This is a genomic window from Streptomyces sp. NPDC003379, assembly GCF_053589195.1.
This window is the reverse complement of sequence record NZ_JBSFRK010000027.1, coordinates 79,942-106,510: the sequence shown is the minus strand read 5'-3', so window position 1 is coordinate 106,510 and position 26,569 is coordinate 79,942. Positions and strand designations below refer to the sequence as shown.

General features: G+C 69.0%; 29 protein-coding genes and 1 pseudogene. 16 read left to right on the top strand and 14 right to left on the bottom strand.

Features of this window, described 5'->3' with window-relative positions; translation table 11 throughout:
* Nucleotides 1-143: 143 nt before the first annotated feature.
* The 3 genes from ACWDVB_RS25580 to ACWDVB_RS25570 form a co-directional block, all read right to left on the bottom strand.
* On the bottom strand, nt 144-1,175 hold the full coding sequence (locus ACWDVB_RS25580) for an alanine racemase (RefSeq protein ID WP_451517014.1): 1,032 nt from the start codon (nt 1,173-1,175) through the stop codon (nt 144-146).
* 66 nt (nt 1,176-1,241) lie between these two features.
* Nucleotides 1,242-2,363 (bottom strand): lipid II:glycine glycyltransferase FemX, encoded by a 1,122-nt coding sequence (locus ACWDVB_RS25575; RefSeq protein ID WP_451517015.1) that lies wholly within the window; start codon nt 2,361-2,363, stop codon nt 1,242-1,244.
* 147 nt (nt 2,364-2,510) lie between these two features.
* A complete protein-coding gene (locus ACWDVB_RS25570) occupies nt 2,511-2,828 on the bottom strand; it encodes a hypothetical protein (RefSeq protein ID WP_451517016.1) in 318 nt (105 codons plus the stop codon).
* A 266-nt stretch (nt 2,829-3,094) separates the two neighbouring features.
* Between ACWDVB_RS25570 and rpsF the strand changes: the two genes are divergently transcribed.
* The 4 genes from rpsF to rplI all read left to right on the top strand — a co-directional run bounded on the left by rpsF (nt 3,095) and on the right by rplI (nt 4,844).
* Nucleotides 3,095-3,385 (top strand): 30S ribosomal protein S6, encoded by a 291-nt coding sequence (gene rpsF, locus ACWDVB_RS25565; protein ID WP_016644628.1) that lies wholly within the window; start codon nt 3,095-3,097, stop codon nt 3,383-3,385.
* Nucleotides 3,386-3,463: 78 nt separating this feature from the next.
* A complete protein-coding gene (locus ACWDVB_RS25560; RefSeq protein WP_451517017.1) occupies nt 3,464-4,069 on the top strand; it encodes a single-stranded DNA-binding protein in 606 nt (201 codons plus the stop codon).
* A gap of 73 nt (nt 4,070-4,142) precedes the next feature.
* Complete coding sequence (gene rpsR, locus ACWDVB_RS25555) at nt 4,143-4,379, top strand: 30S ribosomal protein S18 (protein WP_003949403.1); 237 nt, start codon at nt 4,143-4,145, stop codon at nt 4,377-4,379.
* 18 nt (nt 4,380-4,397) lie between these two features.
* Entirely contained in the window at nt 4,398-4,844 is a 447-nt protein-coding gene (gene rplI / locus ACWDVB_RS25550; RefSeq protein WP_451517018.1) for a 50S ribosomal protein L9, read from the top strand.
* 121 nt (nt 4,845-4,965) lie between these two features.
* Here rplI and ACWDVB_RS25545 read toward each other — a convergent pair whose 3' ends face one another.
* The gene (locus ACWDVB_RS25545; protein WP_451517019.1) at nt 4,966-6,303 is read right to left on the bottom strand and encodes an MATE family efflux transporter; all 1,338 of its coding nucleotides are present in this window, start codon (nt 6,301-6,303) and stop codon (nt 4,966-4,968) included.
* 460 nt (nt 6,304-6,763) lie between these two features.
* On the opposite strand from ACWDVB_RS25545, the gene dnaB reads away from it, so the two are divergent.
* Both dnaB and ACWDVB_RS25535 read left to right on the top strand, forming a co-directional pair.
* Complete coding sequence (dnaB, locus tag ACWDVB_RS25540) at nt 6,764-8,239, top strand: replicative DNA helicase (protein ID WP_451517020.1); 1,476 nt, start codon at nt 6,764-6,766, stop codon at nt 8,237-8,239.
* 170 nt (nt 8,240-8,409) lie between these two features.
* Complete coding sequence (locus ACWDVB_RS25535) at nt 8,410-9,564, top strand: N(5)-(carboxyethyl)ornithine synthase (protein WP_451517021.1); 1,155 nt, start codon at nt 8,410-8,412, stop codon at nt 9,562-9,564.
* A gap of 99 nt (nt 9,565-9,663) precedes the next feature.
* On the opposite strand, the gene ACWDVB_RS25530 is transcribed toward ACWDVB_RS25535, so the two are convergent.
* Nucleotides 9,664-10,161 (bottom strand): hypothetical protein, encoded by a 498-nt coding sequence (locus tag ACWDVB_RS25530; RefSeq protein ID WP_451611997.1) that lies wholly within the window; start codon nt 10,159-10,161, stop codon nt 9,664-9,666.
* Between the two features lie 41 nt (nt 10,162-10,202).
* Here ACWDVB_RS25530 and ACWDVB_RS25525 point away from each other — a divergent pair.
* Nucleotides 10,203-10,304: pseudogene (locus tag ACWDVB_RS25525) on the top strand (MerR family transcriptional regulator); the annotation flags it as partial.
* Nucleotides 10,305-10,613: 309 nt separating this feature from the next.
* On the top strand, nt 10,614-11,990 hold the full coding sequence (locus ACWDVB_RS25520; protein WP_451517104.1) for a serine hydrolase domain-containing protein: 1,377 nt from the start codon (nt 10,614-10,616) through the stop codon (nt 11,988-11,990).
* 94 nt (nt 11,991-12,084) lie between these two features.
* Here the strand turns inward: ACWDVB_RS25520 and ACWDVB_RS25515 are convergent, their stop codons facing one another.
* Together ACWDVB_RS25515 and ACWDVB_RS25510 are read right to left on the bottom strand one after the other, a co-directional pair.
* Complete coding sequence (locus tag ACWDVB_RS25515; protein WP_451517023.1) at nt 12,085-12,537, bottom strand: N-acetyltransferase family protein; 453 nt, start codon at nt 12,535-12,537, stop codon at nt 12,085-12,087.
* Between the two features lie 77 nt (nt 12,538-12,614).
* Nucleotides 12,615-13,073, bottom strand: coding sequence for a MarR family winged helix-turn-helix transcriptional regulator (locus tag ACWDVB_RS25510; protein ID WP_451517024.1), 459 nt, complete (start codon nt 13,071-13,073; stop codon nt 12,615-12,617).
* Nucleotides 13,074-13,214: 141 nt separating this feature from the next.
* Here ACWDVB_RS25510 and ACWDVB_RS25505 point away from each other — a divergent pair, with 141 nt between their 5' ends.
* Both ACWDVB_RS25505 and ACWDVB_RS25500 read left to right on the top strand, forming a co-directional pair.
* Nucleotides 13,215-14,429, top strand: coding sequence for an MFS transporter (locus ACWDVB_RS25505; RefSeq protein WP_451517025.1), 1,215 nt, complete (start codon nt 13,215-13,217; stop codon nt 14,427-14,429).
* Between the two features lie 51 nt (nt 14,430-14,480).
* Nucleotides 14,481-14,900 carry a GlcG/HbpS family heme-binding protein gene (locus tag ACWDVB_RS25500; RefSeq protein ID WP_451517026.1) on the top strand — a complete coding sequence of 140 codons (420 nt, stop codon included), beginning with the start codon at nt 14,481-14,483 and terminating at the stop codon, nt 14,898-14,900.
* Nucleotides 14,901-14,922: 22 nt separating this feature from the next.
* Here the strand turns inward: ACWDVB_RS25500 and ACWDVB_RS25495 are convergent, their stop codons facing one another.
* Nucleotides 14,923-15,792 (bottom strand): GNAT family N-acetyltransferase, encoded by an 870-nt coding sequence (locus ACWDVB_RS25495; RefSeq protein WP_451517027.1) that lies wholly within the window; start codon nt 15,790-15,792, stop codon nt 14,923-14,925.
* Nucleotides 15,793-15,797: 5 nt separating this feature from the next.
* Nucleotides 15,798-16,349, bottom strand: coding sequence for a DUF2269 domain-containing protein (locus ACWDVB_RS25490; protein WP_451517028.1), 552 nt, complete (start codon nt 16,347-16,349; stop codon nt 15,798-15,800).
* 76 nt (nt 16,350-16,425) lie between these two features.
* Between ACWDVB_RS25490 and ACWDVB_RS25485 the strand changes: the two genes are divergently transcribed.
* Together ACWDVB_RS25485 and ACWDVB_RS25480 are read left to right on the top strand one after the other, a co-directional pair.
* The gene (locus tag ACWDVB_RS25485; protein WP_451517029.1) at nt 16,426-17,058 is read left to right on the top strand and encodes an HAD family hydrolase; all 633 of its coding nucleotides are present in this window, start codon (nt 16,426-16,428) and stop codon (nt 17,056-17,058) included.
* A 387-nt stretch (nt 17,059-17,445) separates the two neighbouring features.
* Nucleotides 17,446-19,113, top strand: coding sequence for a globin domain-containing protein (locus tag ACWDVB_RS25480; protein WP_451517030.1), 1,668 nt, complete (start codon nt 17,446-17,448; stop codon nt 19,111-19,113).
* 30 nt (nt 19,114-19,143) lie between these two features.
* Here ACWDVB_RS25480 and ACWDVB_RS25475 read toward each other — a convergent pair whose 3' ends face one another.
* The 4 genes from ACWDVB_RS25475 to ACWDVB_RS25460 all read right to left on the bottom strand — a co-directional run bounded on the left by ACWDVB_RS25475 (nt 19,144) and on the right by ACWDVB_RS25460 (nt 22,430).
* Nucleotides 19,144-19,626, bottom strand: coding sequence for an NUDIX domain-containing protein (locus ACWDVB_RS25475; protein ID WP_451517031.1), 483 nt, complete (start codon nt 19,624-19,626; stop codon nt 19,144-19,146).
* Between the two features lie 59 nt (nt 19,627-19,685).
* Entirely contained in the window at nt 19,686-20,591 is a 906-nt protein-coding gene (locus tag ACWDVB_RS25470; RefSeq protein WP_451517032.1) for a LysR family transcriptional regulator, read from the bottom strand.
* A 250-nt stretch (nt 20,592-20,841) separates the two neighbouring features.
* A complete protein-coding gene (locus ACWDVB_RS25465) occupies nt 20,842-22,044 on the bottom strand; it encodes a cystathionine gamma-lyase (protein ID WP_451517033.1) in 1,203 nt (400 codons plus the stop codon).
* A gap of 5 nt (nt 22,045-22,049) precedes the next feature.
* The gene (locus tag ACWDVB_RS25460; RefSeq protein ID WP_451517034.1) at nt 22,050-22,430 is read right to left on the bottom strand and encodes a phage holin family protein; all 381 of its coding nucleotides are present in this window, start codon (nt 22,428-22,430) and stop codon (nt 22,050-22,052) included.
* 96 nt (nt 22,431-22,526) lie between these two features.
* On the opposite strand from ACWDVB_RS25460, the gene ACWDVB_RS25455 reads away from it, so the two are divergent.
* The 4 genes from ACWDVB_RS25455 to ACWDVB_RS25440 all read left to right on the top strand — a co-directional run bounded on the left by ACWDVB_RS25455 (nt 22,527) and on the right by ACWDVB_RS25440 (nt 24,961).
* A complete protein-coding gene (locus ACWDVB_RS25455) occupies nt 22,527-22,844 on the top strand; it encodes a cupin domain-containing protein (protein ID WP_451517035.1) in 318 nt (105 codons plus the stop codon).
* A 234-nt stretch (nt 22,845-23,078) separates the two neighbouring features.
* Complete coding sequence (locus tag ACWDVB_RS25450) at nt 23,079-23,300, top strand: DUF5326 family protein (RefSeq protein ID WP_392140964.1); 222 nt, start codon at nt 23,079-23,081, stop codon at nt 23,298-23,300.
* Nucleotides 23,301-23,694: 394 nt separating this feature from the next.
* On the top strand, nt 23,695-24,420 hold the full coding sequence (locus tag ACWDVB_RS25445) for an IclR family transcriptional regulator (protein ID WP_451517105.1): 726 nt from the start codon (nt 23,695-23,697) through the stop codon (nt 24,418-24,420).
* A 103-nt stretch (nt 24,421-24,523) separates the two neighbouring features.
* Nucleotides 24,524-24,961 (top strand): SsgA family sporulation/cell division regulator, encoded by a 438-nt coding sequence (locus tag ACWDVB_RS25440; protein WP_451517036.1) that lies wholly within the window; start codon nt 24,524-24,526, stop codon nt 24,959-24,961.
* A gap of 113 nt (nt 24,962-25,074) precedes the next feature.
* Here the strand turns inward: ACWDVB_RS25440 and ACWDVB_RS25435 are convergent, their stop codons facing one another.
* Nucleotides 25,075-26,547 (bottom strand): YibE/F family protein, encoded by a 1,473-nt coding sequence (locus ACWDVB_RS25435; protein WP_451517037.1) that lies wholly within the window; start codon nt 26,545-26,547, stop codon nt 25,075-25,077.
* Nucleotides 26,548-26,569: the final 22 nt, after the last annotated feature.

Genomic DNA, 26,569 nt, shown 5'->3' with positions numbered 1-26,569 from the left:
TGATCTGCGGCGACCCGGACGAGGTCTTCCAGCAGTGCAAGCGCTGGGAGCAGGCCGGGGCCGACCAGCTCAGCTTCGGGCTGCCCATCGACGCATGTCGTGTCCGGCCCCTCCGGCCTGGTGCGTGGCGGTTCGGCGGTGGCTCAGCGCTCCACGATCCGGTCGAACTGCGTGGTGGTGTGCCGCAGATGGGCCACCAGTTCCTCGCCGACCTTGGGCTCCGGCGCGTCGGAGGGCACGAAGAGGATGGAGACCTGCATGTGCGGCGGCTCCGCGAACCAGCGCTGCTTGCCCGCCCAGACGAACGGCGAGAGGTTGCGGTTGACGGTCGCGAGGCCCGCGCGGGCCACGCCCTTGGCGCGCGGCATCATGCCGTGCAGCGCCTTCGGGGCCTCCAGGCCGACGCCGTGCGAGGTGCCGCCCGCCACCACGACCAGCCAGCCGTCGGACGCGACCTTCTGCTGGCGGTAGCCGAAGCGGTCACCCTTGGCGACGGCGGTGACGTCCAGGACGGCCCCGCGGTACTCGGTGGCCTCGTGGTCGCCCAGCCAGAGGTTCGTGCCGATGCGCGCCCGGAAACGGGTCTGCGGGAACTGCTGCTGAAGACGGGCGAGTTCACCGGCCTTGAGGTGGCTGACGAACATCGTGTGCAGCGGGAGGCGGGCCGCGCGCAGGCGGTCCATCCAGCCGATGACCTCCTCGACGGCGTCCGAGCCGTCGGCGCGGTCCAGCGGCAGATGGAGCGCGAAGCCTTCGAGGCGTACGTCCTCGATGGCGGCGTGCAGCTGCGGGAGCTCCTGCTCGCTGACGCCGTGGCGTTTCATCGAGGACATGACCTCGATGACGACGCGGGCGCCCACCAGGCCGTGCACGCCGTCGATCGACGACACGGAGCGAATGACGCGGTCGGGCAGCGGCACCGGCTCCTCACCCCGCCGGAACGGGGTCAGGACCAGCAGGTCACCGCTGAACCAGTCCTTGATGCGGGCCGCTTCGTAGGTGGTGCCCACGGCGAGGATGTCGGAGCCGAAGCGCGTGGCTTCCTCGGACAGGCGCTCATGACCGAAGCCGTAACCGTTGCCCTTGCAGACCGGGACGATGCCCGGGAACTGCTCCAGCACGTGCTTGTGATGTGCCCGCCAGCGCGCGGTGTCGACATAGAGCGTGAGCGCCATGGCTGGATCCCGGAACCTTTCTCGTGTCTGCGGTGTATCAGAGTTGTGGAACGAAATTGTGCGGGATCAGCGGCGCGACATGTAGATGTCGAGCGCCTTGTGCAGGAGCTTGTTGAGCGGGAAGTCCCACTCGCCGATGTACTCGGCGGCCTCGCCACCGGTGCCCACCTTGAACTGGATCAGACCGAAGAGGTGGTCCGTCTCGTCCAGGGAGTCGGAGATACCGCGCAGGTCATAGACCGTTGCCCCCATGGCGTACGCGTCGCGGAGCATCCGCCACTGCATCGCGTTCGAGGGCCTGACCTCACGCCCGATGTTGTCCGAGGCGCCGTAGGAGTACCAGACGTGCCCGCCGACGACGAGCATCGTGGCGGCCGACAGATTCACCCCGTTGTGCCGCGCGAAGTACAGCCGCATGCGGTTGGGGTCCTCGGAGTTGAGGGCCTGCCACATCTGCTGGAAGTAGCCGAGCGGCCGCGGGCGGAACTTGTCACGGACGGCCGTGATCTCGTAGAGGCGCTGCCACTCGGCGAGGTCCTGGTAGCCGCCCTGGACGACCTCGACGCCGGCCTTCTCGGCCTTCTTGATGTTGCGCCGCCACAGCTGGTTGAAGCCCTTCTGGACCTCGTCCAGAGAGCGGTTGGCCAGCGGCACCTGGAAGACGAAGCGGGGCTGTACGTCACCGAAACCGGCACCGCCGTCCTCGCCCTGCTGCCAGCCCATGCGGCGCAGCCGGTCGGAGACCTCGAAGGCGCGCGGCTCGATGAACGTCGCCTCGGTGTCCCGCAGCCGCTTCACGTCCGGGTTCTGGATGCCGGCCTTGATCGCCGGAGCGTCCCAGCGGCGGATCACGACCGGCGGACCCATCTTCACGGAGAAGGCGCCCTGCTGCTTGAGGTGCGCCAGCATCGGCTGCAGCCACTCGTCGAGGTTCGGGGCGTACCAGTTGATGACCGGGCCCTCGGGGAGGTACGCGAGGTACCGCTTCAGCTTGGGCAGCTGACGGTAGAGCACCAGGCCCGCACCGACCAGCTGACCGGTCCTGTCATCGAACCAGCCCAGGCTCTCCGAACGCCATTCGCTCTTCACGTCAGCCCATGCCGGGACCTGGCAATGACTCGCCGACGGCAGTGTCTGGATATACGCCAGATGCTGCTCGCGGCTGATGGTCCTCAGGGTCAGACTCATTCGGGGCGCTCCTCGGGCTGGTGTGTCCCCATGGGTTCAGGGGCTCCGGCTCTCGCGCCGAAGCCTACTGCGCCCTGGGAGCGCCCCGTCTGGCCGTACGGAACCAAGGCCCCCGGCCCCACCCGGGACCGGGGTTCCGCGAGGTGGTCAGCCCCCGACGACTCCGCCGAAGAGTCCGCCGTGTGCCATGCCCAGGAAGAACCCGATCGCCGAGGCGCCGAGGCCCAGGACCAGGCCGAAGCGCTCGCGGGTCGTCGCCGAGATGAACTGGCCGTACGCGCCCGTGGCGATCCCGACCAGACCCGTCCACGAGCTGAGCAGATGCAGGTTGTGGAACATCGCCGTGACGAAGGCGATCGCCCCCAGCACCAGCGTCACGCCGACCAGCGTGTCCTGGAGCGGATGGGACTTGCCGTCCGTCGCGAAGAGGGAGGTAGCGGTGTTCCGTCGCATTGTCTGTGCCATGTGAGGCACCTCCTGCGGAAAGCGGCGCATCGTAGCGCCATAGACACCCGATGTGTACAGATTCTGCCCGTCCGCCGCCGGATTTCAACCGGAAGCCTTGGTGCGGGTAGTCTGTACCGTCTGCACCGGTGTCTGCCCAGGCCGCGGCAAGAGCTCCCGCTCACGGGAGCCGATTGTCAGTGGCGGCCGATACCGTTGCGTACGCATCACGACCCTCCTGCCACGGAACGACCGTGGCCGCTGAGTCCAAAGGAGGTGGGTTCCACATGCGTCACTACGAAGTGATGGTCATCCTCGACCCCGATCTCGAGGAGCGCGCTGTCTCCCCGCTGATCGAGAACTTCCTCTCCGTCGTCCGTGAGGGCAACGGAAAGGTCGAGAAGGTCGACACCTGGGGCCGTCGTCGTCTGTCCTACGAGATCAAGAAGAAGCCCGAGGGCATCTACTCGGTCATCGACCTGCAGGCCGAGCCTGCGGTCGTCAAGGAGCTCGACCGACAGATGAACCTGAACGAGTCGGTCCTCCGGACCAAGGTCCTCCGTCCCGAGATGCACTGAGCTTTCTAGCTCAGCAGCATCCGGGAATCGAGTAGCAGCAACAAGCAGCCAGCAGCAAACCCGCCGAGAGGTTCCCCCATGGCAGGCGAGACCGTCATCACGGTCGTCGGCAATCTTGTCGACGACCCCGAGCTGCGCTTCACCCCCTCCGGTGCGGCGGTCGCGAAGTTCCGTGTCGCGTCCACCCCCCGCATCTTTGACAAGCAGACCAATGAGTGGAAGGACGGCGAAGGCCTGTTCCTGACCTGCTCGGTCTGGCGTCAGGCGGCGGAGAACGTCGCGGAGTCGCTTCAGCGAGGCATGCGCGTCATCGTGCAGGGCCGGCTGAAGCAGCGGTCCTACGAGGACCGTGAGGGCATCAAGCGCACGGTCTACGAGCTGGACGTCGAGGAAGTCGGCGCCAGCCTGAAGAACGCCACGGCCAAGGTCACCAAGACCACCGGTCGCGGTGGCCAGGGCGGTTACGGCGGCGGTGGCGGCGGCGGCCAGCAGGGTGGCGGCAACTGGAGCGGTGGCTCCGGTGGCGGTCAGCCGCAGGGCGGCGGCGGTGCTCCCGCCGACGACCCCTGGGCGACCGGTGCGCCGGCTGGCGGCGGCGGCCAGCAGCAGGGCGGCGGCGGTGGCGGCTGGGGCGGAAGCTCCGGCGGCTCCGGTGGCGGCTACTCGGACGAGCCCCCCTTCTAAGCCTTCAGGCTTTCAGGCCTTCGGGCCGAAGGTGGGTCGTACCCCCACTTCTTGATCACACAGGAGAAACACCATGGCGAAGCCGCCTGTGCGCAAGCCTAAGAAGAAGGTCTGCGCTTTCTGCAAGGACAAGGTCACGTACGTGGACTACAAGGACACGAACATGCTGCGGAAGTTCATTTCCGACCGCGGCAAGATCCGTGCCCGCCGCGTGACCGGCAACTGCACGCAGCACCAGCGTGACGTCGCCACGGCCGTGAAGAACAGCCGTGAGATGGCGCTGCTGCCCTACACGTCCACCGCGCGATAAGGGAAGGGTGACCGAATAATGAAGATCATCCTCACCCACGAGGTCTCCGGCCTCGGTGCCGCCGGCGAGGTCGTAGACGTCAAGGACGGCTACGCCCGCAACTACCTGATCCCGCGGAACTTCGCGATCCGCTGGACCAAGGGTGGCGAGAAGGACGTCGCGCAGATCCGTCGCGCGCGTAAGATCCACGAGATCGCGACCATCGAGCAGGCCAACGAGATCAAGGCCCGGCTCGAGGGCGTCAAGGTCCGTCTGGCTGTCCGCTCCGGCGACGCCGGTCGTCTCTTCGGTTCCGTCACCCCGGCCGACGTCGCTTCGGCGATCGAGGCTGCCGGTGGTCCGAAGATCGACAAGCGCCGCGTCGAGCTGGGCTCGCCGATCAAGACCCTGGGCGCCCACGCGACGTCCGTGCGTCTGCACCCCGAGGTTGCCGCGAAGGTCAACGTCGAGGTCGTCTCTGCCTAAGCACTGCGCTTGGCTGGACTGAGTGAAGGGGCCGCACCCATGGGTGCGGCCCCTTTTCTCGTAGAGCCCGTCGAGTTCCTTGTGAAGTCGGCGTGGTTTCACGTGAAACAGTGGGCGATGCTCAGCGCGTGGCGCCCGTGACGATCCAGCGGCCGGAGCGGGAGCGCAGCCACAGGGTCAGCATCCGCACCAGCATCATCAGCGTCATCGCCCCCCACAGGGCGGTCAGGCCGCCACCGAAGGCCGGTACGAGCAGCGCGACCGGCGCGAAGGCCACGAGCGTGATCAGCATCGCCCAAGCGAGATAGGGTCCGTCGCCCGCGCCCATCAGGACACCGTCGAGGACGTAGACGATGCCGCAGATCGGCTGGGCGAGAGCGACGACCATGAGAGCCGGCAGCGCCGTGTCCTGGACGGAGGCGTCACTGGTGAAGAGCGGGATGAACAGCGGCCGGGCGAGTACGACCAGCAGGCCCAGGGCGACTCCCGAGGCGATGCCCCACTGCACCATGCGTCGGCAGACGGCGCGGGCGCCGACCGGATCGTCGGCGCCGAGGTAGCGGGCGATGATCGCTTGCCCGGCGATGGCGATGGCGTCCAGGGCGAAGGCCAGAAAATTCCACAGGGAGAGAACGATCTGGTGGGCGGCCACCTCGGCGTCCCCGAGGCGTGCTGCCACGGCAGTCGCGATCAGCAGGATGGCCCGCAGCGAGAGTGTGCGGACCAGGAGCGGTGCTCCCGCCTGGGCGCAGGCCCGGATCCCGGCGGCATCGGGGCGGAGCGAGGCGCCGTGGCGCCTGGCGTCACGTACGACGACGTAGAGGTACACCGTGGCCATGCCGCATTGGGCGATGACCGTGCCCCACGCGGAACCGGCGATGCCCAGGTCGGCGCCGTAGACCAGGACGACATTGAGGATGCCGTTGGCGACGAAGCCGCCGATCGCGACGTAGAGCGGGGTCCTCGTGTTCTGGAGGCCCCGTAGTACGCCGGTCGCGGCGAGTACGACGAGCATGGCGGGGATGCCGAGCGAGGAGATGCGCAGATACGTGATCGCATACCCGGCCGCGGCATCCGAGGGGCCGAAGACATCGACGAGCGCGGGTGCGGTGGGCAGGACGACGGCGATGACGGCGGCGCCCAGGAGCAGGGCGAGCCAGATGCCGTCCATGCCCTGGCGGATGGCGGCGGGGAGATCGTCGGCGCCCACCCGGCGGGCGACCGCGGCGGTGGTGGCGTAGGCGAGGAAGACGAAGACGCTCACCGCGGTGGTGAGGAGGCCGGAGGCGACGCCGAGACCGGCCAGTTGCGCGGTGCCGAGGTGGCCGACGATGGCGCTGTCGGCGAGCACGAAGAGGGGCTCGGCGACCAGCGCGCCGAAGGCGGGGACGGCGAGCGCGATGATCTCTCGGTCGTGTCGTCGTCGGTCGCCCTTGGGCGCGGCGGAAGCCTGTGTCATGGGCACCAATCTAATCTTCCACAGGTAAGAGTTGCAAGCTCATTGAGACCCTTACTTCGCTGCTGGGAGGACGTTCCGTGGCGCGCCGTTTGTCGTGATCTTGGTCTGCTGGGAAAAGTTTTTCTTCTGCACAGCCGGTGGACGGGAAAGCCGCAGGTCAGATGCCGTGCTCCGGAGTGTCTGAGGGCTTGTTCACAGGGCTGTCCACCGGGCCGTGCACAGGTTTTACGGAGTTCTCCACAGCATCGGGGCCGTCATCCACACCGCCTGTGGATAACCAGATTGGCTGAAGGTGCCCGCGGGCCTACCGTGGTCCGGCGCCCGCCTCGTCGTACGACCTCGGAAACCCTGCAAAACCGACGCGTCAGAACCGGAGTTGGGCCCCCGTATTTGTCAGTGTCGTGCCGTAGGAAAGAGGGGCACGGCGAGGTCCGCGCGGCGGACGGGAGGAGGTGGCCCGGTGAGTATTTCCGAGCCTTTGGACGACCCCTGGGCCGACAGCGGTCCCAGTGACCGTCTGCCCGTCTCCCGTCAGCGCCGCGACGGAGGCCGTGGCCGCGACGAGCAGCACGAGCGCGGACGCGAGAGCGGCTGGGACGGCGGAGGCTCGTCCTTCGAACGCGTACCCCCGCAGGACCTCGACGCGGAGCAGTCGGTGCTCGGCGGCATGCTGCTCTCCAAGGACGCCATCGCCGACGTCGTCGAGGTGCTCAAGGGCCACGACTTCTACCGGCCCGCGCACGAGACGATCTACGCCTCGATCCTCGACCTCTACGCGAAGGGCGAGCCGGCCGACCCGATCACCGTCGCGGCCGAGCTGACCAAGCGCGGTGAGATCACCAAGGTCGGCGGCGCATCGTATCTGCACACGCTGGTCCAGACGGTCCCGACCGCGGCGAACGCCGAGTACTACGCGGAAATCGTCCACGAGCGCGCGGTGCTGCGCCGCCTCGTCGAGGCCGGCACGCGCATCACCCAGATGGGATACGCGGCCGACGGCGACGTCGACGAGATCGTCAACAGTGCCCAGGCCGAGATCTACGCGGTCACCGAGCAGCGCACCACCGAGGACTACCTGCCGCTCGGCGACATCATGGAGGGTGCCCTCGACGAGATCGAGGCGATCGGCTCGCGATCGGGGGAGATGACCGGTGTGCCGACCGGCTTCACCGACCTCGACCAGCTCACCAACGGTCTGCACCCGGGTCAGATGATCATCATCGCGGCCCGTCCCGCCATGGGTAAGTCCACGCTGGCGCTGGACTTCGCGCGGACCTGTTCGATCAAGCACAACATGCCGAGTGTGATCTTCTCGCTCGAAATGGGGCGCAACGAAATCGCGATGCGTCTGCTCTCCGCCGAGGCGCGCGTGGCGTTGCACCACATGCGGTCCGGCACGATGACCGACGAGGACTGGACCCGGCTGGCCCGCCGCATGCCGGATGTCTCGGCCGCCCCGCTCTACATCGACGACTCCCCGAACCTGTCGATGATGGAGATCCGGGCCAAGTGCCGTCGGCTGAAGCAGCGCAATGACCTGAAGCTCGTCGTCATCGACTATCTGCAGCTGATGCAGTCCGGTGGTTCCAAGCGGTCCGAGAGCCGGCAGCAGGAAGTCTCGGACATGTCGCGAAACCTGAAGCTCCTGGCCAAGGAGCTGGAACTGCCGGTGATCGCGCTCTCGCAGCTGAACCGTGGCCCCGAGCAGCGTACGGACAAGAAGCCCATGGTCTCCGACCTGCGTGAATCCGGTTCGATCGAGCAGGACGCGGACATGGTGATCCTGCTGCACCGCGAGGACGCGTACGAGAAGGAGTCGCCCCGTGCGGGCGAGGCGGACATCATCGTGGGCAAGCACCGTAACGGCCCGACGGCGACGATCACAGTCGCCTTCCAGGGCCACTACTCGCGCTTCGTGGACATGGCGCAGACCTGATCCCGCGAGGTTGCAGGTCCGCGTTTCGCGGGTCACTTTCTCATCGACGACGGCCCTGACGCCGGTCCGGGCTGCCGTCTGCGCCACCGTCGCCGACCGGCGGCCGGACACCGCCGACCAAGTCCCCTCGCCCCGGGGTGTGTTAGACAGGTGGTAATCAAAGGGGTACTTTGCAGCAGCTCAAGCTCGGAATCATGTCGCAGACCCGCAAAGAGAACGAGCACCGTCTGCCGATCCACCCAGCACACTTCGAACGCGTCGACGCCGACCTTCGGTCCAGCATCTATCTGCAGACCGGTTACGGAGAGCACTTCGGTGTCCCGGACCGTCAGCTTGCACCGTGGGTCGCCGGTTTCCGCTCACGCGAGGAGCTGATCGCCGAGTGTGACGTCATCCTGCTGGCCAAACCGTTGCACGAGGACCTGGCGGAGCTGCGGGACGGACAGGTGCTGTGGGGGTGGCCGCACTGCGTGCAGGACGAGAAAGTCACGCAGGCCGCCATCGACCGCAGGCTCACAGTGATCGCCTTCGAGGCGATGAACCACTGGACCCGGGAGGGCGGCTTCAGCCTGCACGTTTTCCACAAGAACAACGAGCTGGCCGGCTACTCGTCGGTGCTGCATGCCATGCAGCTGACCGGGGCGACCGGTGACTACGGGCGTCGGCGGCGTGCGGTGGTGATGGGCTTCGGTGCCACCGCACGCGGCGCGGTAACCGCGCTCAGCGCGCTGGGCGTGCACGACGTGGACGTGCTGACCGCCCGCGGCACCACCGCCGTCAGCTCGCCGATCCACTCGGCACGGATCGTGCAATTCGACCACGACGTGGCCGACGACACCCTCGACCCGCGGCGCAGCATGGCGCTCACCGAGGACGGACCGGAGCCGCTGGCCGAGTTCCTCGCCGGGCACGACATCATCGTCAACTGCGTGCTCCAGGACACCGCGGCGCCGCTGATGTTCCTGATAGAGGAGGACCTGCCGAAGCTCGCGCCCGGCACCCTCGTCATCGACGTCTCCTGCGACGAGGGCATGGGCTTCGCCTGGGCTCGGCCCACCACCTTCAACGAGCCGATGTTCACCGTCGGCGACCACGTCCACTACTACGCCGTGGACCACAGCCCCTCCTACCTGTGGGACTCGGCCACCTGGGAGAACAGCGAGGCGCTGATCCCGTTCCTGAGGTCGGTCCTCGAAGGGCCGACCGGCTGGGACGGTGACCGCACGATCAGCCGAGCGATCGAGATCCGCGGCGGCACCGTCCAGAATCCCGCGGTCCTGGCCTTCCAGCACCGCGCCGAAAAGTACCCGCACGCGGTGCTCTGAGCCGACACCGCCCGGTCGACGGCATACCCGCACCGGGTACGCCGTCGACCGGACGCCCCGGCCTTCCCTCAGCCGTGGCTCGGACCGACCGGACTCCGCTCACAGCGCGCTGAGCGCGGTGAGTTCGCAGGACAGGTCCCAGAGCCTGTACGCCGCGTCCGGGTCCCTCACCCAGGGCTTCACGCCGCCTACGAACATGTCGTCGGTGGCGGCCGGTTCGGCGATGTCGCATTCCTGGCAGTACGCGCCTCCGTGTCCGTCCAGCAGGGGCGAGGTCGCCGCCCAGATGGCTGTCGCCGCGCCTTGTTCCGGCGTTTTGAAGCCGGTGGCCGGTGTGCCGTCCCGGCTCACCCAGCCCTGGGTGAGCCACTCCTCGCGGGGGATGTGGCGTTGCAGGGGCGTGAGGATGCTGCCGGGGTGCACGGCGAAGGCGTGCAGGCCGTGGTCCGCGCCCAGGCGGTCGAGGTGCAGGGCGAAGAGGGCGTTGGCGGTCTTGGACTGGGCGTAGGCCAGCCACCGGTCGTAGCCGGTACGGAAGTGGACGTCGTCCCAGCGGATGCCGGACAGGAAGTGCCCGGAGGAGGCGACGGCCACCACGCGGGTGCCGCCGGGATCGAAGGCCGGGCGCAGGTGGTGGGGTGCATGCGCTGCGGTTCTTCGAGCGCGAGGAGCTCTTCCTGCGCGAGATCCCGCGTTCCAGTGGCGGTCGACGGGTCTACGAGCAGGCGGACGTGGACTGGCTCCTGCTCTGCCGACGCCTGCGGAACTCGGGCATGCCGATCGCCACGATCAAGAAGTTCGCCGCGCTCATACGCTCCGGCCCCGGCAACGAGCGGGACCGCCTCGCGCTGCTCCAAGAGCACGAGCGTGACGTACGCGCGAAGATCGACGACCTGAACGCCTGCCTCGAAGTCATTCACGGCAGGTCGTCACCTACGAGCGGCACCTGCGCGACGGGACGGCGGCCGGGCTCTGGGCGCCGACACCGACGCGCTGACGGACGTACGAATTCGCTCGACGCGCGCGCTCCTCCCAGGTCAACTGGTCCCATGACGACACCCCACGGAGAACTGCTCCCCGCCACCCGCCGAGCCCTGCTGCACCGCATCGCCACCGCTCAGGCGGAGGGCCGGGCTCCCTCGCTGGTGGCCTCGGTGGCCCGGGACGGCGAGTTGGTGTGGAGCGGCGGCCGCAGCATGGTGGACGGGCACGCGCCGGACGAGAACGTCCAGTACCGCATCGGCTCGATCACCAAGACCTTCACCGCTGTCCTGGTGATGCGGTTGCGGGACGAGGGTCTGCTGGACTTGGGGGACCCGCTGGAGAAGCATCTGCCGGGAACCGGCGCGGGAGAGACCACGGTCGTGGAACTCCTCTCGCACACCGGCGGGTTGGCGGCCGAGACGCCGGGTGAGTGGTGGGAGCGTACCCCCGGTTCGACGCGCCCGGAGCTCACCGACGTCCTCGGTGAGCAGCCCTTCAGGCATCCCGTCGGCCGTCGCTTCCACTACTCCAATCCCGGCTATACGTTGCTCGGTTCGTTGGTGGAGGCGTTGCGGGGCGCCCCGTGGGAGGACGTGCTGCGGGCCGAGGTGCTGGAGCCGCTGGGGCTGAGTCGGACGAGTGCGCAGCCCCAGGCTCCGCACGCGGGCGGGTGGGCCGTGCATCCCTGGGCGGACGTGATGATGCCGGAGCCTGTCGAGGACTTGGGGCTGATGGCTCCGGCGGGCCAGCTGTGGTCCACGACGGCGGACTTGGCGCGCTTTGCCTGCTTCCTCGCCAAGGGCGACGAGCGGGTCCTCGGCGCGGAGTCGGTACGGGAGATGCGGACCCCCTCGGCTCCTTCCCAGGCGGAGAGCTGGGACAGGGCGTACGGCCTGGGATTGGATCTGATGCGGTGGGAGGGGATCGGCCTGGCGGGGCACACGGGGTCGCTCCCGGGCTTCCTGGCCGGTCTGTGGGTGAGTGAGCGGGAGGGAGTGGCCGCCGTCGCGCTCGCCAACTGCACTTCGGGGCCGTTGGTGGCGACGCTGGCCGCCGACCTGGTGAAGATCGTGGCCGAGGCCGAGCCGCGCATCCCTGAGCCGTGGCGGCCTCTCCCCGAAGTCGACGATGCGGTCTTGGAGTTGGCCGGTCCTTGGTACTGGGGCACCCAAGTGCTCGCGCTCCGGCTGGTGGCCGGCGGCGGGGTCGAGCTCGGCCCGCTGTCCGGCGCGGGCCGCCAGGCGCGGTTCCGGTCCAACGGCGACGGCACATGGACGGGGCTCGACGGCTACTACGCGGGGGAGCTGCTGTGGCCGGTACGGCGGGAGGACGGCTCGGTGAGCCATCTCGACCTGGGGTCGTTCGTCTTCACGCGTAAGCCGTACGACGAGGGAGCGCCGGTTCCTGGTGGCGTGGACCCGCAGGGGTGGCGCGGCTTCTAGGGGCGGTGGTGAGCGGGCGGTGATCAGGGGCGGTGGGAAGCGAGGGCATGTTTCACGTGAAACATGCCCTCCTTCGCCCCTACCCCGAAAGCGTTCAAAGCCGGAGCTTGAACCCCACATGCGACGCCGTGAACCCGAGCCGCTCGTAGAAGCGGTGGGCGTCGGTGCGCGTGGCGTCGGAGGTCAGCTGCACCAACTGGCAGTCATGGCGGCGGGATTCCTCGACGGCCCACTCGATGAACCGCGTGCCGAGTCCACTGCCACGCTCATCGGCGTGCACCCGTACGCCCTCGATGATCGACCGCGTGGAGCCCTTCCGTGAGAGCCCCGGCACGATCGTGAGCTGGAGCGTGCCGACCACGCGCCCCTCGCGCACGGCGACGACGAGGTGCTGGTTCGGGTCGTCGGCCAGACGCTGGAAGGCGCTGACGTACGGGGTGAGGTCGTCCGGCGACTCACGTGTGGCGCCCAGCGGGTCGTCGGCGAGCATGCCCACGATGGCGGGCAGATCGTCGGCGACGGCCGGACGTATCTCAAGATCTCCCATGGCCGCAGCCTATGCGGGCCGACACTGCGAAAGCGGGCGCTCGTCGCGCTTTCCCCGTCGACGGATCCCGGCACTCCCTACGCGGGCACGCCGAGCGTCTCGACGGCCTTGACCAGCGGGGCGAGCTGCGGATTCTTCGCGGCCTCGTCGAGGGCCTCACGCAGGGCCGCGTCATTGGTGGGGCGCGCCTCGTCGAGGAGCGCGGTACCGGCCTCGCTCACGTCCGTGTAGATGCCGCGGCGGTCGGTGGGGCACAGGTAGCGGGAGAGCAGCCCGCGGTCCTCCAGGCGGGTGACCAGGCGGGTGGTGGCGCTCTGGCTCAGGACCACGGCATCCGCGACCTGCTTCATCTGCAGATGGCCGCCCTCGCCGTCGTGCTGGCGGCTGAGGACGTCGAGCAGGGAGTACTCGCGGACGCTCAACCCGTGCTTGGCCTGGAGGGCGCGCTCGATGTGGGTCTCGATCTGCCCGTGGAGCAGGGAGAGCGCGCACCAGCCCTGGGCAAGGGCGGTGAGTGCGGGGTCCGTGGCTGTCATGGCTCCTACTTCCTCCATTCCGGAGTGGCTACGACTCAGGATAGTCCACGTACGCAATAGCCAGCGCTTGCAATTAATCAGCGCCTGCAATTATTGTGGACGCACGTTAAGCGCACCTGCAACCGTCTGGAAGGTAGATCCATGCCTCTCGCGCTACTGGCCCTCGCGATCGGGGCCTTTGGAATCGGAACCACCGAGTTTGTGATCATGGGGCTGCTCCCCGAGGTCGCGGGTGACTTCGGCGTCTCCATCCCCACGGCCGGCTTCCTCGTGACCGGCTACGCCCTGGGCGTCGTCCTCGGAGCCCCGCTGATGACCGTCCTCGGCACCAAGATCTCGCGCAAGCGGATGCTGATGCTGCTGATGGGCCTGTTCATCGTCGGCAATCTGATCTCCGCCGTCGCCCCTGTCTTCGGCGTGATGCTGGCGGGCCGTGTCGTCGCCTCGCTCGCCCACGGCGCCTTCTTCGGCATCGGCTCGGTCGTCGCGGCCGAACTGGTCGCCCCTGAGAAGAAGGCCGGTGCGATCGCCATGATGTTCACGGGCCTGACCGTGGCCAACGTGGTCGGCGTGCCGCTCGGCACCTTCGTCGGGCAGACGCTCGGCTGGCGGATGACCTTCGCGCTCGTCGCGGCGCTCGGCGTCATCGGTCTCGCGGGCATCGCCAGGCTCGTCCCGGACCTGCCGAAACCCGAAGGCGTGCGGCTCCGCCACGAACTGGCCGCCTTCCGCAACGTCCAGGTACTGCTGGCCATGGCGATGACCGTCCTCGGCTTCGGCGGGGTCTTCGCCGCTGTCACCTACCTGGCGCCAATGATGACGGACGTCGCCGGTTACGGGGACTCCTCCGTGACCTGGCTGCTCGTCCTCTTCGGCCTCGGCATGGTCGCCGGCAACCTGATCGGCGGAAAGTTCGCCGACCGCGCGCTGATGCCGCTGCTCTACATCTCGCTGGGCGCCCTGGCCGTCGTGCTCGCCCTCTTCACGCTCACCGCGCACAACAAGATCGCGGCGGCCGTGACCATCACACTGATCGGCGCCCTCGGATTCGCGACGGTGCCGCCGCTGCAGAAGCGCGTACTCGACCAGGCCTCAGGCGCTCCCACCCTCGCCTCGGCCGTCAACATCGGCGCCTTCAACCTCGGCAACGCCCTCGCGGCCTGGCTCGGCGGCATCGTCATCGCCGCGGGGCTCGGCTACACCGCGCCGAACTGGGTGGGCGCCGCCCTCGCCGGATCCGCCCTCGTCCTGGCCGTCGTCTCGGCCGGGCTGGAGCGCCGCTCCGCCAAGGCGGCCCCGAGCCTCGTCGTGACCGGCAAGGCCCCCGCCGAGCGCGCCACGCCCGCTCACCACTGACGTCCCCACACGCACGCCCCTCAGCACCACCCCCCAAGGAGAAAGCACCTCATGAGCACCACCGCCGTCGCACCGCTGACCATCGAGGACGCCGAAGCGCTCGTCACCGCGGCCCGCCGCGCCGCCGACGCGGCCGATGTCACGGTCAGCGTCACCGTCCTCGACGCGGGCGGCCACCTCCTCGCCTTCCGGCGCGACGACCGGGCCGTGCTGATCTCCGGCGAGACCAGCACCCGCAAGGCGTACACCGCCCTTCAGCTGAACGCCCCGACCGCCGACCTGGTCGACGCGGTCCTGCCCGGCGGCCTCTTCCACACCCTGCCCACCGCCCTCGACCGGCCGCTGCTCTTCATCGCGGGCGGGGTGCCGGTCCACCGCGACGGCCGTCTGATCGGCGCGATCGGCGTCGGCGGCGGTGTGCCCGAGCAGGACCATGGCTTCGCGACGGCGGCCGTGGCGACCCTCGCGTAACTCAGGTATTCCGCACGACGTGTCAGCCGGCCGCCACCGTCAGCGGTGCGAAGCGGCGGGTCCAGTCGCCGGGCAGCTCCGTCGTGCCGTAGGCCATCACCGCGTTGAAGGCGATGGGTTCCAGGCCGCTGTCCTTCACCCACGCCAGGAGCTCTTCGTGCCGCACGTCGATGTCGGTGCGCAGCGGGCGGTCGGTGTGAGCGCCGAGCGAGGCGATGAGAGCCTTCGCGGTGTCCGTGTCGGGGGCGATGAGCGGGCCGACGACGTGCGTCTCCATGTTCGGCCAGGCGCCCGCGTATCCGACGATCTCGCCGTCGGCCTCCACGACCCGGAGCTGGTCGGTGAAGGCGGGGAGCCGGGCGATCACATGGGTCCGGTCGTGGCCGAAGACCTCGGTGTCGAGCCGGACGATGGAGGTCAGATCCTCCGCGGTGGCCGGACGTGTGGCGATGTCGGGGAGCGGACCCGAAGGGCTGAAGTGTCCGCGGACCATTTCGGCGCGGCCGATCGTCTTGAAGCCGAGCTGTTCGTAGAGGGGGCGGCCGTTCGGCGTCGCGTGGAGAGTCACCGGGACGGTGGCCGCCTCCTCGACGGCGTACCGCATCAGGTGGCGGCCGATGCCCTGGCGGGCATATCGCTCGGCGACCAGGACCATGCCGATCGCCGCGAGGTCGGGGCGCTCCTGCGGGCCGTACCGGGTCACTACGTAGGCGCCGATGAGGCCGTCGCCGTCGGGGTCATCGATGCCGTAGCCCGTTCCGGCCGACAGCAGGAGGCCCCACTTGTGTTCTTCACGAGGCCAGCCCCGGTCCTCGGACAGATCGGCGCAGGACGTCAGATCGCGGGGGGTGAGTCGGCGGATGGGCAGTGCGGAGAGGGAAGGTGTCGACACTCGGGTCAGGCTGTCCGACGTACGTCCTCGGCGTCCACCCGTTTGTGGGCAGAAGCACGTTGCTTTTCGCCACGTGCCCTCTGGCCCCGGCGGGTGAGCCCCCAGGGTTTGAGCACCGACAGGACCGTCATGAACAGGTAGGCGCTGAGCGAGACAAGGGGACCGGCGATCAGGCCGACCGAGTCGGTGATGGGGCCCCCGGCGGCCACGGTGGCGACCGAGTCGTCGACGCCGGGACGCAGCGCGAAGGTCGACGCGGTGGTGGTGGCCAGGGTCAGCCAGAACTTCGTATAGACCCAGCGGTGCCTGGCGAGGCCCCACTGCGTGCCCAGGGACAGCAGGAGACCGCTCAGCAGGGTGAGCAGCGCGAGGGGGAGCACCAGCCAGTCCGCGAAGACCTTCATCGAGCGGACGGCGGCCTCCACGGCGGCGGTGGATCCCGTCGTGATCGCGGTGAGGGCGAGAGCCACCAACCCGAGCGTGAGCCCGAGCCAGCAGGCTGCGCCGATGACGTGGACGACCAGGGTGGCCCGACGAACGGGGCGGCTAAGTTTCACGTGAAACACGGTGCCAACCGGGACGGGCCGGGGCGTCTTACAGCGGGAGTAACCGCGGGTACTAGCCTCGGCGTACATGGCACGCCTCCACCTCTTCGACCTGGACGGGACGCTGCTGCACGGCACGGCGGCGCCCGTGGAGATATCGCGGCAGCTCGGCCTGGACGCGGAGATCGCCGCGCTGGAGCGGGACTTCGTCGCCGGGCGCATCGCTTCACCGCAGTACGCGGTGCGCGTGCACGCCCTGTGGGCGGAGCTCACGGAGACACAGGTGACGGCCGCCTTCGAGGGGGCGCCCTGGCTGTCCGGCATCCAGGACACCTGGGCGGAGATCAGGGAGGGCGGCGACTACTGCGCGGTGGTGTCGCTCTCGCCGTCCTTCTTCGTGGAGCGGCTCATCGGGTGGGGCGCACACGCCGCGTACGGGTCGCGTTTTCCCGCTGTGCCGTTCACCGAGCCCATCGAACCGACGGGCATTCTCAATGCGGCCGCCAAGGTGGAGATCGCGAACCGCCTCTGTGAAGAGTTCGGGGTGACTCGGAGCGATTGCGTCGCGTACGGCGACTCGCTCTCCGACCTGGAGCTGTTCGGCGCCGTGCCGGTTTCCGTCGCGGTCAATGCGGATCCACGGCTGGTGAGCCTGGCCACACACTCCTATGTCGGGCGGGACCTGCGCAAGGCGTACGAATTGGTGCGGCACGTCCGCTGATCGCGGCAATGGGAAGGCGCACGCGTCGAATTCCCGCGGAAGGGAAGGCACTTGTATGTCGGGCGGCTGCCGGTATGGTCGACTCCGGTTCGTGCCCAGTGCTCTTCCTCGCACCTCGGGGGGCACGCGCGCAGGTCAACGAAGCCTAACGGTGCAGGGAGATCCAGAGCCGGTACTTCTCGTTATGCGACCGACGCGGCGGCGGTGAATGGGATGCTGCGGTGAGGTGACTGCGGCCAATGTCACATTCTCGACCTACTTGTCCGTAGGGTCCGGGTGGCCGGGTTCAATGTGGCTGGATCGGCCATCGAGGCAGAACGGGGAAGGCAGGCGGCTTCCGGCAGGAAGTGCATAACCGACCGAGAGATGTTCGAGGCGAGGCACAGCATGGACGCTCCGACCACCACGTCGGCGGACGACGGACCCTCCGGCGACGGAGGCGGCTGGTTCACCCCGCGCAGGCCGCCGAAGAGAGCGGAGGACGGACAGCCGCAGCAGTCCGGCACCGACGGGCCGGACGCCGCCGAGGGGCGTCGGCCGGCTCCCATACGTCCCCTGGGCAGGCCCGAGGGCGTCGCGCCCACCGTCGAGCCGGTGGACGAGCGAATATCGGCCGCCGGTGCCGCCGCGACTGCCGAGGCTATTGACGCCGCCGACCGGAGCCTCGCCGCCGCCCCCTTTGAGCGGAGGCGGGATCAGTCCGTTCCGTCCGCGCGGAAGCCGGACATACCCGTTCCGTCCGAGCAGAAGCCGGACATACCCGTTCCGTCCGCGCAGAAGCTGAACGCGTCCACTCCCTCCGAGCAGACGCCGAACGCGTCCACTGACGCCGAGCAGTCGCCGGACCCGTCCACTGACGCCGAGCCGCTGCGCCCGGAGGCGGCCGAGCCGGAGGCCGAAGCCCTCGTCCAGTCGTCAAAGCTCACGAAGCCGTCCGAACCGGCGTCCCCCGACGCCGCCCTGGTACAGCGCACGATGGCCGAAATCGGCCCCGTCGCCGACAAGGTCACCTCGTACTTCTACGCGCTGCTCTTCACCCGTCACCCCGACCTGCGCGCCCTGTTCCCCGCGGCGATGGACACCCAGCGCGACCGTCTCCTCAAGGCGCTGCTGACGGCGGCCGAGCACATGGACCACACCGACGTGCTCGTCTCGTATCTGAAGAACCTCGGCCGCGGGCACCGCAAGTACGGCACTCGGCCCGAGCACTACCCGGCCGTCGGCGAGTGCCTGATCGGCTCGCTGAGCCGCTACGCGAGCGCGATCTGGGACGAGGAGACAGAGGCCGCCTGGGTCCGTACGTACACGGCGATCTCCCAGATCATGATCGACGCGGCCGCGGAAGACGAAGTGCGCGCCCCGGCCTGGTGGTTCGCGGAGGTCGTCTCGCACGACCTCAGGACCCCGGACATAGCCGTGGTCACGGTCCGGCCGGACCAGCCCTACCCCTTCCTCGCCGGGCAGTACACCAGCCTGGAGACCCCTTGGTGGCCGCGGATCTGGCGGCACTACTCCTTCGCGTCGGCGCCCCGATCCGACGGGCTCCTCTCCTTCCACGTCAAGGCCGTCCCGGCCGGCTGGGTCTCCAACGCCCTGGTGCACCACGCCCGCCCCGGCGACGTGCTGCGACTCGGCCCGCCCGCAGGCTCGATGACCGTCGACCACACCACCGACAGCGGCCTTCTGTGCCTGGGCGGCGGCACGGGCATCGCTCCCATCAAGGCCCTGGTCGAGGACGTCGCCGAGCACGGCAAGCGGCGCCCGGTCGAGGTGTTCTATGGCGCCCGCACCGATCACGACCTGTACGACATCGACACCATGCTGCGGCTGCAGCAGACCCACCCGTGGCTCGCCGTCCGCCCGATCGTGGACCAGCAGGCCCAACTGCCGGACGCCGTGCGCGAGTACGGCCCCTGGAACGAGTACGACGCCTATCTCTCAGGGCCGCCCGGCATGATCCGCAGCGGCCGGGACGCCCTGCGGGACGTCGGCATCCCGGAGGGCCGGATCCGCCACGATTCCGTCGAGGAACTGATGGCGGCGGCGAGGGCCTGACCCGGGTCGAGGCGGCAGACCCAGGGACGGCTAGCCCAGGTCGGGCGCGTGCATCGCGCGGACGCCCTCGATGTTGCCGTCCAGGTAGTGCCGCAGCGACAGCGGTACGAGATGGACCGAGGCGATGCCGACCCGGGTGAAAGGCACGTGCACGATCTCGTACTCGCCGCACGGCTCCTCGACCTCGGGGCCGTGCCGCAGGCCGGCGTCCATGGACTCCAGGCGGCAGACGAAGAAGTGCTGCACCTTCACTCCGGTCGCGCCGCCGTCCTCGCCGACGTGCTCCACGGTGTCGACGAAGCAGGGCACCACATCGACGATCTTGGCGCCGAGTTCCTCGTGCACCTCGCGGTGGAGCGCGTCGACGACGGTGTCGTCCTCCGGTTCCACGCCGCCGCCGGGAGTGATCCAGTACGGATCGACGCCGGGCTTGGTCCGCTTGATCAGGATCAGGTCGTCTCCGTCCAGCAGGACGGCGCGTGCGGTGCGCTTGACCACGGGTCGGACGGTCATGGGGGGTATGTGGCCCGGACTGTTCCACGTGAAACATCGCGGACCGGTGGGGACGGCCATCAAGCCCAGTCGACGGCGGCCCGCAGGAGCCATTCGTGCGCCCGCGCGATGTGGGGCATGGCGAGCGTGCCGGTGCGCACCACCAAGAAGTACGTGCGCAGAGGGGGCACCGCGGGCTCCAGCAGAGCCACGATGTCGCCGCGCTTCAACGCGTCGGCGCAAAGATAGCGGGGCAGCACGGCGAGGCCGGCGCCCGAGGCCGCGCACGCGAGGACCGCGCGCAGGTCCGGCACGATGACGGCACCGGAGGCGGCGGGCCTGGCGTCGAAGACGGCAGCCCAGTAGCGGGAGACAAACGGCAGCGTCTCGTGCACCTCGACCACCGGCAGGTCCTCCAGCGGCAGCGCTCCCCTCCGGCGAAGTCCGCCGTTGCCGATGCGGGCTGCCCAGCGCTCCCCCGCGACCAGGACGTGCTCCTCGTCGCAGAGGGGTGTGGCGGTGAGCAGCGCGCCGCGCGGCCGGGCCGTGGTGATGGCCAGCTCGTGGTGCCCGGCCGCGAGCCCCTCCAGGACTTCGTCGGCGGTGCCGAACGAGGTGCGCAGGGCGTAACTGTGGCCGTCCCGGCCGGTCAGGGCGGTGAGCGCGGGCAGGGCGCGTTCCGCGGTGAACTCGGGTGGTCCCGCGAGGTGGAGGGTGCGCACCGGCGAGTCGTCGTCGAGCCCGGTCTCGGCTATCTCCACGAGGGCGTCCAGATGCGGAGCGGCCTTGTGGGCGAGTTCGTCGCCGATGGTCGTGGGCGTCACACCACGGGCTTGGCGCAGGAAGAGAGGGCGGCCGAGCTGCCGCTCCAGGGTGCGGATCTGGGACGTGACGGCGGGCTGTGAGAGGCCGAGCAGCGCCGCGGCACGGGTGAAGGAACCGGCCCGGTGCACCGTCACGAAGGTGCGCAACAGGGCCAGGTCCATGACGACGTCCCTTCCCTTCGTGACCTCAGGGCGCGCCCAACTATAAATATGTCGATAGGTCTCTGTCGCTACTGTGATTGGACACTGACACACAGTCAACTAGCCTTGTCCGCGCGGTTCTGCGCGCGTGGGGCCGGAACGGTCCGAGCCACGAGGGGGGAGGCTCGGACCGTTCGTTGTGCGTAGCCAGGATGGCGTTCCGGGCTACGGGCGGTGTCGTCGGTGCGACGGCCAAGACTGTCGGCAGCGTTCACCCGGCCGATTCGTCCAGTGCGCGAAGCACGTCCGCCACCAGGTCATCGGGGTCCTCGGCGCCCGCGGAGAAGCGGATGAAGCCCTCCGGGACATCATCGCCGCCCCAGCGCCGACGCCGCTCGGCCGTGGACCGCACACCGCCGAAGCTCGTCGCGTCGTCGACGAGACGCAGCGCCTCCAGGAAACGCTCGGCACGCGCGCGGGTGGGCAGCGTGAAGGAAACGACGCACCCGAAGCGCCGCATCTGCCGCGAGGCGATCTTGTACGAGGGGTCGTCGGGAAGCCCGGGGTAGCGCAGCCCCGAGACCTCGGGACGGTCGCGCAGGGCCTCGGCGAGGGCCAGGGCGGTCGCGTTCTGCCGGTCGGCACGCAGCTGGAGCGTGGCGAGCGAGCGGTGCGCGAGCCAGGCCTCCATCGGTCCCGGGACAGCTCCGACGATCTTGCGCCAGCGCCGCACGGACGCGGTCAGCCCGGCGTCGCGGCAGGCGACGTACCCCAGGAGGATGTCGCCGTGACCGGTGAGCATCTTCGTGCCGCTGGCCACCGCGAAATCGGCACCCAGCTCAAGGGGGCGCTGGCCGAGCGGCGTGGCCAGGGTGTTGTCGACCGCTACCAGGGCGCCACGCGCGCGTGCCGCATCGGCGAGGCGACGCACGTCGCACACGTCGAGACCGGGGTTGGACGGCGTCTCGATCCACAGCAGCTTGGCGCCGTCCAGGACGTCGAGCTGGGCGTCACCGCCGGTCGGGGCGGTGCGCACCTCGATGCCGTACGCCGTGAGCTGCTCGCGGACCAGGGGCAGCGCCTGATAGCCGTCGTCCGGCAGAACCACCGCGTCCCCGGCGCGCAGCTGTGAGAAGAGCACCGCCGAGATCGCGGCCATGCCGGAGGCGAAGACGAGCGTCTCGACGTCCTCACCGGCACCCGGCGCCTCCAGCTCGCCGATGGCGCGCTCCAGGTGGGTCCAGGTCGGATTCTCGTCGCGGGCGTAGGCGTAACCGCCCGTGGGGTCGCCGGGCAGGTGGAAGTGCGCGGCGAACACCGGGCCAGGAAGGGGGGGTTCGTGCTTCACCGGCTCGGGCAGCCCGGCCCGCACGGCCCGCGTGCCGTCGCCGATGCCCGCAGGGTCAGTGTTCGAGCCAGCCGGGCCGCCGATCCCGTCTTTCCTGTCGCCGTCTATGGCTGCGGAGTCCGTCATGCCGCTCAGTCCTCGTCGTCCGGGAGTGCCACGTTCATGGCCCAGGACACGATGGAGATGATCAAGCCGCCCAGGACGGCGGTCCAGAAGCCCTCCACATGGAAGCTGACGTCGAGCTTGTCGGCCAGCCACGAGGTGAGCAGCAGCATCAGGGCGTTGACCACAAGAGTGATCAGGCCGAGGGTCAGGATGAACAGCGGGAGGGTGAGGACCTTCACCACCGGCTTGACCAGGAAGTTCACCAGTCCGAAGAGCAGGGCGACGACGACCAGGGTGCCGACCTTCTTGCCGGTGCTGTCGCCGGTCAGGGTGATCTTGTCGAGAAGCCACACGGCGACGGCCAGGGCTGCCGCGTTGGCGATCGTCTTGACTACGAAATTCTTCATGTGTCTGATCGTGGCAGACGTGGACCGGGAGCGGTCAGGTCACGAGCACCGGCGGAAATCCGCGCGGCGAGCATCAGCGAGGGGCGTACGAGGGCGATGAAGGCATTCCGACTGGACGAGCTGGAGGCCGAGCGCGCGGCGAACGACGGCGCGTATCTGCAGTTTCTGCGGGAGCGGAACATGTCGGTCGGGCTCTACGCGCTTAACGCCGGGCAGTCCGATCCGCAGCAGCCCCACGGGCAGGACGAGGTGTACATGGTCGTCAGCGGCCGCGCCTCGATCACGGTCGGCATGGAGACCACGCAGGTCGCGCGCGGCAGCGTCGTCTATGTGCCGGCGGGCGTGGCCCACAAGTTCCACCACATCAGCGAGGACCTGCGGGTCCTGGTCGTCTTCTCCCCGCCCGAGGCCTGATCTGCCTCTTCTCCGCCGGGGCGGCCTGATCACCGCCTGGAGTTCTCCCCCTGGAGTCTGACGGGATCAGGGCTGCGACCTCGGGGTTCCCTAAGGGTCGGATCAGGGGAGGACAAGGGCTGCGTGGCCCCCACAGAGCCCTTCGGCGCCATAGCATCGAATGCAAGAAGCCGGGAGCCTGCGGACATTCAGGAACCCGCACCGATGTGAAGTGCGCGGAGAGAGGTAAGGACGATGGCAGCGAAGGAGATCTTTGCGGGAATGCCGTGGTGGGTGAAGTGGGTGGCCGTGCCCGTCATCGCCTTGGTCGTGTTCGGCGGCGTGATAGCGACTGTTGTCGGTTTCGTCGTCGGCCTGCTCTTCAAGGCGTTGCTATTCGTTGCCTTGGTCGGTGGACTCATCTATGTCGTACGGAAGTTCATATCCGGCTCGTCCTCGTCCCGCACCGATTGGTGATCATTGGCGACGCTGACTGGTGAGCGCGGATCGGTTACTGCCGAGTGGTGACTTTTCGAAACGGTTCCCTCGGCAGGGGGAAGTTTCCCGGCAGGTGGCCGTAGAGCGGTGGCCAAGGGTTAGAGTCCGAAAACCGACGCGGGGTCGTTCCCCGCGTACGGGCGCACTGCCCTCCCGTGTTCTTCCGGGCACGGGTGGCCCCCACGCGCTTCGGGAGTGAACCTTGGCCGCGGTAGACGCCTCCACCTCACCGGTAGACACCCCCACCCCACCAGCCGATGCCGCCCCGTCGGGCGACGCCACGCCATCGAGCACCGCGGCCACCACGCCATCGAGCACCGCGACCGTCAAGCCACCGAGCACCGCGACCGTCACGCCGACCCTCATCGGGTCCGTGCAGCGGGCGATGCGGTTACTGGAAGCCGCCGCCTCGCACCAGGGCGGGGCACCCGCCAAGCAGTTGGCCCGTGAGGCGAGGCTGGCGCTGCCCACCGCGTACCACCTGCTCCGCACACTGACCCACGAGGGCTATCTGCGCCGTGAGAGGGGCGTGTTCCTGCTCGGCGAGGCGGTGGAGCGGCTCAGCAGCAGCGGGGTGCAGCAGAATCGGCGCGGCACGATCGACGAAGCCCTGGCGCACTGCCGTGATGCCGTCGGAATGCCGGTGTACTTCGCCGTCTATCGCGAGGGCGAGATCGAAGTCATGGCGGTCTCCGACACCCCGGGTAATCCCGCCGTCGAGGAGTGGGCGGATTTCCGCGAGACGGGCCACGCCCACGCCATCGGCCAGTGCCTGCTGTCCCAACTCGGCGATGCCGCCCGACGGGACCACCTCGACCGCTATCCGGTTCAGTCGATCACGCGTTACTCGGTCCGTGACGATCGCACGTTTCTGCGTCGGCTCGACGCGATGGAGCGGATGCGGCCCGTCACGGAGCGTCAGGAGTACGCGCTCGGGACGGTCTGCGCCGCGATTCCGATCTTGGCAGGGGACACCGCGGCGACTCTCGCCCTTTCCGTACCCGCCTGTCAGGCCGACCGGTTGCTGCCCGCGGCGGAGAGATTGCAGCATGAGGTCGGAAAGCTACTAGGGACACTCGCCTTCTCTATCACCATCTGAAAACTCACTCCTTGTGATCTGATGCGCACGTTAAGCAAGATGCCTTGAGCGTCAGGGAGTTGGTTCCTGGCCATTTGGGTGCTAAGTGACGGGGTAGGGCGCGATGGACGAGTCGGTTCAGGCAGAGGTCATGATGAGCTTCCTTGTTTCTGAGGAGCTGTCGTTTCGTATCCCGGTGGAGTTGCGCTATGAGACCGATGATCCCTATGCCGTGCGGCTGACCTTCCATCTGCCTGGTGATGAGCCGGTGACCTGGGCTTTCGGAAGGCAATTGCTGGTCGACGGGGTGGTCGGACCGTGTGGGGTCGGGGATGTGCACATCGAGCCCACCGATCAGGAGCTGGTCGACGAGGTTCTGATCAGGCTTCAGGTCGGTGTGGAGCGGGCGCTGTTCCGCGTGGGCATTCCGCCGCTGCTCGCGTTCCTGGACCGTACGGACAAGTTGGTGCCGCTGGGGCAGGAGCGGGCGCTCGCCGACTTCGACACGTATCTCGACGAGGCGCTCGACCGGATCCTGGCGGAGGGGCAGAACGCGGGCTGACCAGACGGGCAACAGGCCGACAGCAATGGCAGATTGGTGCATTTGGCCGCGTGGGGGCCACTCCAGGGCCATTACGGGCTCACTCCGGGGGTCGCTGCGGGCGCATTCCGGGATCAGGCCTTGCGTCGGCGCCCCTTACCACCGCGGGAGGAGCGAGGGGCGGGAGTGCCGGTGGCCGGGGCCGGGGCGCCTACGCCGGAGGAACGGTCGGCGGAGACGACCAGGGCGGCCAGCGCGGTCGTCACCGGCACCGAGGCGACCAGGCCGATCGACCCGATCAGGGTGCGCACGATCTCCTCGGCGACCAACTCGCTGTTGGCGACCGTGCCCACGCTGGACTGCGCGATCGAGAAGAGCAGCAGCAGCGGGAGCGCGGCGCCCGCGTAGGCGAGGACGAGGGTGTTGACGACCGAGGCGATGTGGTCGCGGCCGATGCGGATGCCCGCGCGGTAGAGGCCGCGCCAGCCCATGGTCGGGTTGGCCTGGTGCAGTTCCCAGACCGCCGAGGTCTGGGTGACCGTCACGTCGTCGAGGACGCCGAGCGAGCCGATGATGACGCCCGCGAGCAGCAGACCGCTCATGTCGATGGACGGATACAGGCCGTGGATGAGGCCGGTGTTGTCATCCGTGTTGCCGGTCAGCGCGGCCCAGCCGATGAAGAGCGAGCCGAGCAGGCCGATCAGGAGGAGGGAGATGAGAGTGCCGAGCACCGCGACCGACGTACGGGCCGTGAGTCCGTGGCAGAGATAGAGCGCGACCAGCATGATGGCGCTCGCCCCGATCACCGCCACGACCAGCGGGTTCGAGCCCTGCAGGATCGCCGGCAGGATGAAGAAGGTGAGGACCAGGAAGCTGATGGCGAGGGCGACCAGGGCCATCACGCCGCGCAGGCGGCCCACCACGACGACGGCGAGGGCGAAGATGCCGGCGAGCAGGGCCATGGGCATCTTGCGGTTCACATCGGTGACCGAGTACTGGAGCCCCTCGGGCGCCTTGGGCTCGTAGGCGACCACCACCTCTTGGCCCTTGCGCAGTTGCCGGGGCGAGTCCGGCTGGATGATCTCGGTGAACGTGCGGCCCTTGTCCTTGCCGGTGGACACCTCGATCAGCGCCTTCTTGCAGGTGCCGGCCGCGCGGGACTGGGCGGACTGGCCCTCGGCGGTGGAGGTGTCGCCGTTCGGCGGGGGCTGCGAGGGGTTCAGGTCCTTGCAGGGCAGCTCCTGGACCTCCGTGACCTTCGCCGACTGCGTCTGCCGGTCGAACCCGACGCCGGTCCGCTCGTGCGAGGGCGTACCACCCGGCCAGAGCACCATGAGCCCCACGACGACCGCGGTGGCGAAGGGAATCAGCACCGCGGCGATGACCTTGCGCAGATGCTGGGAGACGGGCGCGGCCGGGCCGTGGCTGTGCGAGTGCCCATGCCCCTGCGCCTGCGGCTGCCCCTGCCCCTGCTCCTGTCCGGGGTCGTGGCCGTGGCCTGGCCCGTCTCCGTGTCCATGTCCGTGTCCATGTCCGTGTCCGTCCGGAGGGGGGCCGGAGAGGGGCGGTTGGGAGGGCGGAGGCGGGGGCGGGGGTGTGGTGGTCACGGACCGATCATCGCAAGAACGG